The sequence below is a fragment of the Asticcacaulis biprosthecium C19 genome, from assembly GCF_000204015.1.
In the GTDB taxonomy this organism is placed as follows: domain Bacteria; phylum Pseudomonadota; class Alphaproteobacteria; order Caulobacterales; family Caulobacteraceae; genus Asticcacaulis; species Asticcacaulis biprosthecius.
The window spans coordinates 772,692-781,101 of sequence record NZ_GL883080.1 but is presented as its reverse complement, the minus strand read 5'-3'; the positions used below and the strand labels follow the sequence as shown (position 1 = coordinate 781,101).

Below are 8,410 nucleotides of genomic sequence, written 5' to 3'. Positions count from 1 at the left end.
GAAACGCGTCGAGACGGAGGGGTCCTCTTTGCGGCAACGAGCTCTCAAAACACCGCCTCGATCTCCACCCGCCTTAGCGATGGCGCCGACAGGTCACCCACGATCGGATCGGCTACGGGCTGGGGACGACCGGAGGTTTTGACCACGATCACCTTCGGATCGACGCCCATCCGCGTCAGCCATTCCACCGTCCGTTCGGCCCGCGCCTGCGCAACGCCCCTCGCCTCGCGTACCAAGGCGTCCCTGGTCGCCGCATAGCCCGTCACCACGATCCGCCTGGGCTTGGCCGCAGTCAGCCAGCGCGCGGCCTCATCCATATAAAAATCCGTCGACTGATAGGTCATAAACGTGCTGCTGTGCTCGAAATACAAACGAAACGTCCGCGCTTCAAACGGCCCCAACACCGGGTCCGCCGGCAAATACAGCGGCTTCAACACCGTCTTGGGTAACGCGAAACGACGCCCCTTATAGCCCTCCGCCGGCAAGATCCGCCGCACGCACCGAACGTCTTCCAGCACCGACACCCGCACCGAATCCATCACCACCCCACCGCAGGCCTCAGCGCCACCGGCCACCCGCCCTTCAACCAGGACGCCATGCTCCCAGTCCGGCAGCGATGTCGCCCCCGACACATCGTACACCACACCCGACGCCGGATCGCGGACTAGCCAGCACCCCGACTTTCGCCCCTGATCGGTATCGCGATACACCGGACAACTGACGAAGCGCACCTCCTGCGCCGTCGCGCCCGTCGCCACGAACACCATTGCCAAAGCCGCCCACCTCATAGGGCGTTCAGCAGGTTGATCAGGTCCTGCCGCTCCTGTGCCGTATAGCCGATGCGATACCGCCGGTCGTAATAGTCAACCACCGCGGCCGCGTCCTTCGCCGAACCATTGGCAAAGTATGGCGCCCGTCCGCTCAGGCCGCGCATATTCTGGATGGTCACCCGGCCGACATCGGCGCAGCGCCCGGTCGTCAAGGCAAAGCCCGGATCGGTCGTATAGATCACCCGGCCGTAATGGCGGTGCGGCACCCTGCAGGTAATCCGAAACAACGGCAGATGCGGCGCGGCGTCGGCATAGGGCTCGACCGTCGTGCCGATATCGACCTGGCCCGGCGCGACATCCATGCCGGTCTGGCTCATATTGTGGCAGAAGACGCACGAATTGCGCACCGGATTGCCAAAGCCGATCGGCGAATTGATCCCGGCGCTGTTGTCGATCAGGAAGGTGCGGTCGCGAAACACCTTCGCCCCGCGCGCCACCGACTGGCGCCAGGCGTTCTGCTCCGGCGTGCCGTCCGACGCGGTTTCCCAACCGGCGAATTCGCTCCATACCGGCGTGCCGATACTGCCCAACCGCCCGGGTGCACCGTCACGCAGCGCCTCGGCGCCACCGGTCGCGCCGTGATCCAAGGCGCCACCCACCCGGCTGGTCTGCTGGGCGGTAAACACCCGGCGTTCGAAATCGGCGATCTGGGCGCGTTCGGCATCGGTCATGACCGCCGTCAGGCGCAGATGGGTGGCGCCGGCCTCGTTCATCTGAGCGTCCAGAGTGTCGGCGCGGCCATCGGCCATCAGATTGCCGGCCATCCACCCGCCGTGGGCGTCCTTGCGCAGCGCCATGCCTTCCTTGGGATCATAGGCAAAGCCCGCCGCGGTGGCGTAAGTCAGATTGGCCACCGGGCGCGGGCGGCGATAGACCGAGATATTGCCGGCCTTCAGGCCATAGACCTTGCCGCTTTCGCAGCCCCACGGATCGCGCACCACCTCGATGGTAAAGTCCGGTTTGACGGGATGGCCGTTCCCGTCTTTCGGCGGCCACGGCCGCTCGATGCGGATCAGGCCGTGGTCCAGCAACAGCGAATGCGACGCCCGCTCGCCGCGCGGCAGGGTCGGGCAGTTCATGCCGTCATAGGCAGCAAACAACGAATCCTTGCCGCCGGTCTCGTCCCAGCGTTGCCGCGCCGTCTGTGCCGACAGCGCCATGCCGTCTGCCGGCTGATGGCAGGTGACGCAGGCCCGGCCGTCCGGCCCCTGAGGCGTGAAAAAGGCGTGACCTTCCGTCGCCATGGCGCCGCCGCTCAGCAAGACGCGCAAGGTGCCTTGGCTGTTGTCGTAGTCGGCGGTGGCGGGAAACACCCTGCCCTCGCCCGGCGCCCACCAGGTTGGGCCATAGCCGCCCTCCTGGCCCGCCGCGGCTACGGCTATGCCGGCCAGACCCAGGGTCAGGAGAACCCAGCGCTTCATGCCTTCACCGGCTTTTGCATCTGGCTGGCCACCACGGTGACCAACAGGCCCGCGCCGGCAACCAGGATGGCGGCCACCGCAAACACCACCATGTGGACCGAGCCGCTTTTCTGCAGGATGGCACCGATGGCCAGCGGCGTCAGAACCCCGCTCAGATTGCCGCACAGATTGATGGTGGTGATGGCGAAGGGTGATCCGGCAAACAGCCGCGCCGGCAAGGTCCAGAAGACCGACTGCGCCGCCCCCAGCCCGACGGCCCCCAGCACCAGGCAGGTCAGGGCTAACGGCCCCGCGCCGGTGGAAATGGCGATGGCCAGAAACCCAGCGGCCGCGACGGCGGGTATGGCGCTGTGCCAGATGCGTTCCTGCGCCCGGTCGGACATGCGGGCATTGACGAACATCCCCAGCCCCAGGCCCAGCCACGGCAGGGCGCTGATCCAGCCGATGGTGACGGCGTCGAACCCGGTCAGGGATTTCAGGGTCTGGGGCAGCCAGAAGATCAGCGCGTTCGACCCGGTCAGCAGGGCAAACCACAGGGCGGCCAGCGCCCACAGCCGCGGCTGCAGGATCAGTTTCACAACCGGCAGGTCGGCCTTGGGTCCGGCCTCGGCGCGTTCGCGGCCGATCTCGGCGGCGATCCAGGCTTTTTCGTCGCCGTCGAGCCAGCGCGCCTTGTCGGCGCGATCGGTCAGCCAGAACAGGGCAAACAGCCCCAGCATGATGGTCGGCAGGCCTTCCAGGAAATACATCCACCGCCATCCGGGCAGATCCAGCCAGTCGAGTTGCATCAGCAGTCCCGACACCGGCCCGCCAATGATCACCGACGCCGGCACGGCCAGCAGGGTAAAGCCCAGCGCCCGGCCGCGATAGGCCTGGGGCATCCATTGCGACAGGAAGGCGACGACGCCGGGGGCAAAACCGGACTCGGCCACCCCCAGCAGGAAACGCAGGGCGAAGAACTGTTCCTTGGTGTGGATGAAGGCCATGGCGGCGGCGACCACGCCCCAGGATATGACGGTGACGCCGGCCCACAGCCGCATGCCGAACTTGCGGAACAGCCAGATGCTGGGGAACTGGAACAGCAGGTAGCCGGCAAAAAACAGCGACACGCCCTGGCCATAGGCGACCTTGTCGATGCCGAGATCGTCGTTCATATGCAGGGCGGCAAAGCTGACATTGACCCGGTCGATCGAGCTCAGGACGATCAGCACGGTCAGCAGCAGAACCAGGCGCAGCCATACCTTGCGATAAACGCGATCGCCCACATCGGGCATGGCGGTACTCCCTGTCACGGCCGTCTGATGCGGCTCAGGAGGTCAGGGTAACAGGATGCAAGCGTCCGTCAAGAAAGATTATGATGTATAACTATAATGAGCTTGATTGTCTCAGAATTCTCGCAAGGAGGAAACTAGCGCCTTCATCCTTAAGAAGTTAGGAACCGAGAGGGGATAGAGCAGTTTCAACCGTGTTGCTACACAAGAGGCGGATTCGCTTCCATTTCCTTAGAGTTGGCCTTCATAGATCGCCGTGTACCAAAACTACTCACCGGCGAAGAAGAAGGACCCGATCTCCACGAGGCGAAGAAGACGTGCGTGCCCCATCCTGAAACTCCATGTCTCCCGGAATCTAAAGCAAGATATGTTGACTGACGTCTTAAGCTGCATGCGGCTAGGTCGTAGCTCTGCGCGCGTTAACCAAGGGTTGAAAAGTCGGATCATATTGGCTAATACGAGTTGATGATTCTAAAGTGAAAATAAGGACTACGCCCGTGGTAGCTACGAAACTCGACCAAGAAAAAGCGTTCGAACTGCTATTGGTCGGAAATTTATCGAGAGTTAACGACTTTTTGAAGTTTGCAGAAGCGAAAAATGCAGCTTTGCTAACATTTTGCTCAGCATGGATACTTGGGACTTTTAGCTTCGTTGCGATATCTAAGGTTCTCAGTATTTATTCCTCTACAGGCTTAGGAATGTCTGTTATTTTGCTTTTGTTCTCATGCGGCTTCTGCATAAATGCGTTATTACCTCAGTTGCTTAAGTCAAAATTTAATTCGAGTGCTGAACGTGAACTAGCCAATTTGTTCTTCGGTCGAATCGCGGCTAAAACACAAGAAGAATTTATGCAACTTATAAACGAGCGATACACGCCAAGCAACGGGAGCTTATATACCCAGGAATATATTGAAGACATATTGTCGCAAATGCACACAGCAAGTCAAATCGCGCGCCGAAAATTTGACTTATTTAACTCTGCAGCTCGAATTACCTTTATCGCCATGCTGACCCTCACAGCGTCGGTTGCACTTGACTATGCAATTAAAGCTTCGGCACACGTGTAGGATATTATGCCCGAGTGCCCAACTTTCCGAAATAGCTTGCAGCTTCCCCGGTAGACCGTTCTACAGTTTCTTTCGCGCCCTGCTCCGCTACAGCGTCAGTTGCAACGCTCGGCGACTCGACATCTGAAGCAGATTGCTCAGTCTTCAATCGGGCCTTCTCTGTTTCTTTCTCTAGGTAGCTTTTTCGAGAAATTAGCCAGTCAATATACCAAGGCTCAATCGCCTCAAAATCAGGCGTTCCGCATTTGTAGATGAAGGGTGAGATCAAGAACAAATCTTTGCTTGCTATGAAAGCTCGACAATATGCGACGATAGCTTGCGGATTTAAATCATGATCCCGTGCTCCAAGTAATCGCTTTTCCAACATGGCTACATCGTTGTGAGTATACACAGATATCCATAGGATAGGGTACTCTCGGCCGCCCAAGACTCCCTTCAGCACCTCATTCCCATCGTACTGGACTTTAATCTCAGTCCCCCAACCGGTCACCAAACTCATACATAGTATTAACGCAAGCTCAATGCTTATACACATTTTCTCGGGAGTAGAAAACCCAGTAAGTCGAAAGCCAGTATCAATAGACGTTCCTAGAAAATCCAATTGCATATCGGATTTTCGGCCCCCTGACTCACGATACCATTCGTTTAATAGTGCGTATTGCTCAACGGAAGCATCAGCATCGTTGTCAAGTTCTACTTTATCGGCCGATTGACCGCTGGAACTTTGAAATATAACTTCGCGGTTTTTGAGCGGAAATCCAGCCAACCATGCAGTCGATTTCAGATCTAAGCCTTTGTTGTCAGATTCACGAAGCGTTATGCCAAAAGCTTGCACAGCTTTAAGCCAGACGGCCACTAGCGCCCCAGCTTGGCGGGGATTTTCTATTACGGCGGTGTAAAGTAATTCGTCGCCTAAAGATTTCCAAAAAAATAGCACATTAGAAACTAAGGATGCGTCCGCTGAATGGGTTTTTACAAAATCACCGATAGCAGCAGACAACGCGGTAGAAAAACCTTTATAAAAACTAAGTATTACTGTCTGCCAAGGAGGCTGCTTTCCCGCCCCTTCTTTAGCCACGAGAATATCTGCGCCTGCGGTCTGTTTAAATGCCGTTGATCCCACCAAATCGACGCTAAAAAAAAATGCGCATACGGGGACGCAAAGCAGGCGGAAGCCCCTCATACCACTGAGAATCTTCCGCCGTCTCTGACATATACTAAGCTACAACTTCTTCAGTCGCGTCCTCATCGATAACTAATTTGGCAGGTACCAAACCAAGCTGCCGTGCTCTGGTAATCGAATCAAAAACTGAAACCTTAAAGTATTCAGCCACTGACAAAATTGAACTTTGGCAATCTTTCCAAGTACGCCGAAAATCTTCGGCAGGCATCAAAAATGCCCAAGCAAACCAATTAGCCTCATTTTCAGCTTCTCCCGTGCCGTATCTCGACGCAAAAATAGGCTTGCGATCATTAGCGGCTAAGTAGTGAAGTACGTAATGGCCTAATTCATGTGCAACAGTAAAACGGTTAGCTGCTGCCGTTGCAGTAGCAGGGATCCGAATTTCGAAGTCTCTCTCACCATTCACTCGGATTGAATTCGTTTCCAAAACACGGGGGTCATCACTAAATATTAATGTCCCGTTGAAACGCTCGACCATTTCGACAAGTGACATGTTGGGGCTATATTCTGCCTCCTTGGACCATACTTCGGCGATTGCTTCAACAGCACTTCGAGGCAACCGCAAAGGTTGCGCCTCGGTAACGCCTGAAAGTTGATGTTTATCTTTGGACATGCTCTTCATTATTCTTCTTAACTTAGCTTTCCGGCAGACAGCAGGCAAAGACAACGGAGGCGCGTATATAGACCAAAATTATCCTAGCCGCAACCGGGTTAAAGTGATATTAAGATTCACGAGGACCGCAATCAAAAGTTGCCAAAGGGCATGGGCGCAAGTTGAACACCTCTTTTTGAATTTTCCTCAGGTCGCATCACCAATAGGCGATCAGGGCGAGGAACTCTCTTAATGGTGTATGTGGCCATGAGTCTGCCTGCCTTGCAATTGCCGCCCATTTATAATTTTGGCGCAAATAACGCCATGTTTTCTTTAGTTGAAACGATAGACCGTGCTTTGAGACAGCGAACGTCCCAGACAAACTGAGAAAATGCACTTTATGAAGGCACTCAACAGAACATTATCAAGTTTGGAGAGGCAAAGCGCCCTAAAATTGGGGCGTTATCTTGATCGCGGCTTTTGTCAACAGACAAGTACTCGACGGGCATCGATCGCGAATTTCAACGCAAAATCATCGTCGCTTGGTCCGGGAAAACGCGTGAAAACGTCATCAATCACGTTGGCATCCCCCTATTCCTCCTCAGTGCCCCTCGACGGCATAGCCACCAACTACTTCCGCCTCTCCATAACTTGTCGATACGGACCAGCAGAATACCAGTCCGTTTAAAGTACCGACGCAAAAAACGCTTCGCTCGGCGCCCATACCCGAGCCTGAATTCGTCAAATCAATCTTATCGTGCTGCTATTTTTCTTGTCTACTTTGCGATTCGCCAAGCTACAGTCCTTCAGAGCGATGTCTGCAGGTCTCTGAGTCAAGCCGCCCTACCCGCCCCAGTCAGCGCCGCGATCTCATCCGCGCCATAGCCCAGCCAGCGCATGATCTCTTCGGTATGCTCGCCCAGGCGCGGCGGGGCGGAGGCCACGAACGGCCCGTCCACCGCCATGCGGAAACCGGCATTGACCACATGGACCTGCTCGCCGCCAGGGATGCCCGGCACCGTCACCGGCAACAGGGCGTCGCGTTCCGCCAGATGCGGCAGGGCGGCCGCTTCATCGACCCCACGCACCATGCCGCACGGAATGCCGGCCGCGCTCATCTCGGCTTCCCATTGCGCCGCCGGCTTGGTCCGCAAAGCTTCGGCCAGTTCGGCCTGCAAAGCTTGCGCATGGGCGCGGCGCAGGTCTGGTGTCGCATAGCGCGGATCGCTCAGCCAGTCTTCGCGGCCGATATGTTTCGCCAAAGATTTGAACTGGTTTTCCTGAACCACCCCCAGCGAGATCTGCCGCCCGTCGCCGGCTTCGAACAGGGCCGCCGTCGGCTGGCCGGAATAGCCGGTATTGCCGGTGCGCACCAAGGGCGTGCCGGTCACCAGATAGGGCGTCACCGCCGAGGTCATAAAGGCCAGGGTCGCATCGAACATGGCGACATCGATAAAGTCGCCGCCCTCCCCGCGCGCCTGGCGCATCAAAGCCGCCATGATGGCAAAGGCCGCCGTCTGGCCGGTCAGGGTATCGACCGCCGGGAAACCGACGCGAATCGGCGGATCGCCGGGATCGCCGCCCAGGCTCATCATGCCGCTGGTCGCCTGGACGATGTTGTCGATGGCCGGCCAGTCGCGCAAAGGCCCCGACTGGCCATAGCCCGACACCGAACAATAGACGATGTCCGGATTGAAGGCCTTGACCGCCGCATAGCCCAGGCCCAACCGCTCCATGACGCCGGGCCGGAAATTCTCCAGCACGACATGGCTGCGTTTGATCAGGCGCCGCGCCGCCTCCAGCTGGTCCGCGTCCTTCAGGTCCAGGGTGATCGATTTCTTGCCGGCATTGACCGCGATAAAGGCCGGCGCCATGCCGTCATAGCGCCGGTCGGCGCCGTAATAGCGCATGGCGTCGCCGCGTCCCGGCGTCTCGATCTTGATGACCTCGGCGCCCAACAAACGCAGCAGATACGAGGCATAGGGCCCGGCCATGACATGGCTGAAGTCGGCGACGACAATTCCGGCAAGGGGCTGGCTCATAGGG

The 8,410-nt window shown here is 57.6% G+C and carries 7 protein-coding genes; 1 reads left to right on the top strand and 6 read right to left on the bottom strand.

The features are described 5' to 3' along the window. Positions 1 to 44: 44 nt before the first annotated feature. The 3 genes from ABI_RS21925 to ABI_RS21915 are packed head-to-tail and all read right to left on the bottom strand — an operon-like array spanning position 45 to position 3,525. The gene (locus tag ABI_RS21925; RefSeq protein ID WP_006275266.1) at positions 45 to 767 is read right to left on the bottom strand and encodes an OmpA family protein; all 723 of its coding nucleotides are present in this window, start codon (positions 765 to 767) and stop codon (positions 45 to 47) included. Between the two features lie 17 nt (positions 768 to 784). Further along, positions 785 to 2,251 (bottom strand): hypothetical protein, encoded by a 1,467-nt coding sequence (locus tag ABI_RS21920; RefSeq protein WP_040309843.1) that lies wholly within the window; start codon positions 2,249 to 2,251, stop codon positions 785 to 787. After that, entirely contained in the window at positions 2,248 to 3,525 is a 1,278-nt protein-coding gene (locus tag ABI_RS21915; protein WP_040309842.1) for an MFS transporter, read from the bottom strand. The genes ABI_RS21920 and ABI_RS21915 overlap by 4 nt, the downstream gene beginning before the upstream one ends. A gap of 494 nt (positions 3,526 to 4,019) precedes the next feature. On the opposite strand from ABI_RS21915, the gene ABI_RS25465 reads away from it, so the two are divergent. Beyond that, complete coding sequence (locus ABI_RS25465) at positions 4,020 to 4,589, top strand: Pycsar system effector family protein (protein WP_157139051.1); 570 nt, start codon at positions 4,020 to 4,022, stop codon at positions 4,587 to 4,589. Between the two features lie 4 nt (positions 4,590 to 4,593). Here the strand turns inward: ABI_RS25465 and ABI_RS25460 are convergent, their stop codons facing one another. The 3 genes from ABI_RS25460 to ABI_RS21900 form a co-directional block, all read right to left on the bottom strand. Next, positions 4,594 to 5,667 carry a hypothetical protein gene (locus ABI_RS25460; RefSeq protein WP_157139050.1) on the bottom strand — a complete coding sequence of 358 codons (1,074 nt, stop codon included), beginning with the start codon at positions 5,665 to 5,667 and terminating at the stop codon, positions 4,594 to 4,596. Positions 5,668 to 5,806: 139 nt separating this feature from the next. Then, a complete protein-coding gene (locus ABI_RS24655) occupies positions 5,807 to 6,385 on the bottom strand; it encodes an ImmA/IrrE family metallo-endopeptidase (RefSeq protein ID WP_211211206.1) in 579 nt (192 codons plus the stop codon). 812 nt (positions 6,386 to 7,197) lie between these two features. Then, positions 7,198 to 8,406 (bottom strand): CaiB/BaiF CoA transferase family protein, encoded by a 1,209-nt coding sequence (locus ABI_RS21900; protein WP_006275264.1) that lies wholly within the window; start codon positions 8,404 to 8,406, stop codon positions 7,198 to 7,200. Positions 8,407 to 8,410 lie beyond the last annotated feature (4 nt).

What these genes read in the sequence shown, in the direction of transcription:
- ABI_RS21915 (WP_040309842.1), bottom strand. Translation starts at nt 3,525, where the DNA reads ATGCCCGATGTGGGCGATCGCGTTTATCGCAAGGTATGGCTGCGCCTG.
- ABI_RS21900 (WP_006275264.1), bottom strand. Translation starts at nt 8,406, where the DNA reads ATGAGCCAGCCCCTTGCCGGAATTGTCGTCGCCGACTTCAGCCATGTC.
- ABI_RS24655 (WP_211211206.1), bottom strand. Translation starts at nt 6,385, where the DNA reads ATGTCCAAAGATAAACATCAACTTTCAGGCGTTACCGAGGCGCAACCT.
- ABI_RS21925 (WP_006275266.1), bottom strand. Translation starts at nt 767, where the DNA reads ATGGTGTTCGTGGCGACGGGCGCGACGGCGCAGGAGGTGCGCTTCGTC.
- ABI_RS21920 (WP_040309843.1), bottom strand. Translation starts at nt 2,251, where the DNA reads ATGAAGCGCTGGGTTCTCCTGACCCTGGGTCTGGCCGGCATAGCCGTA.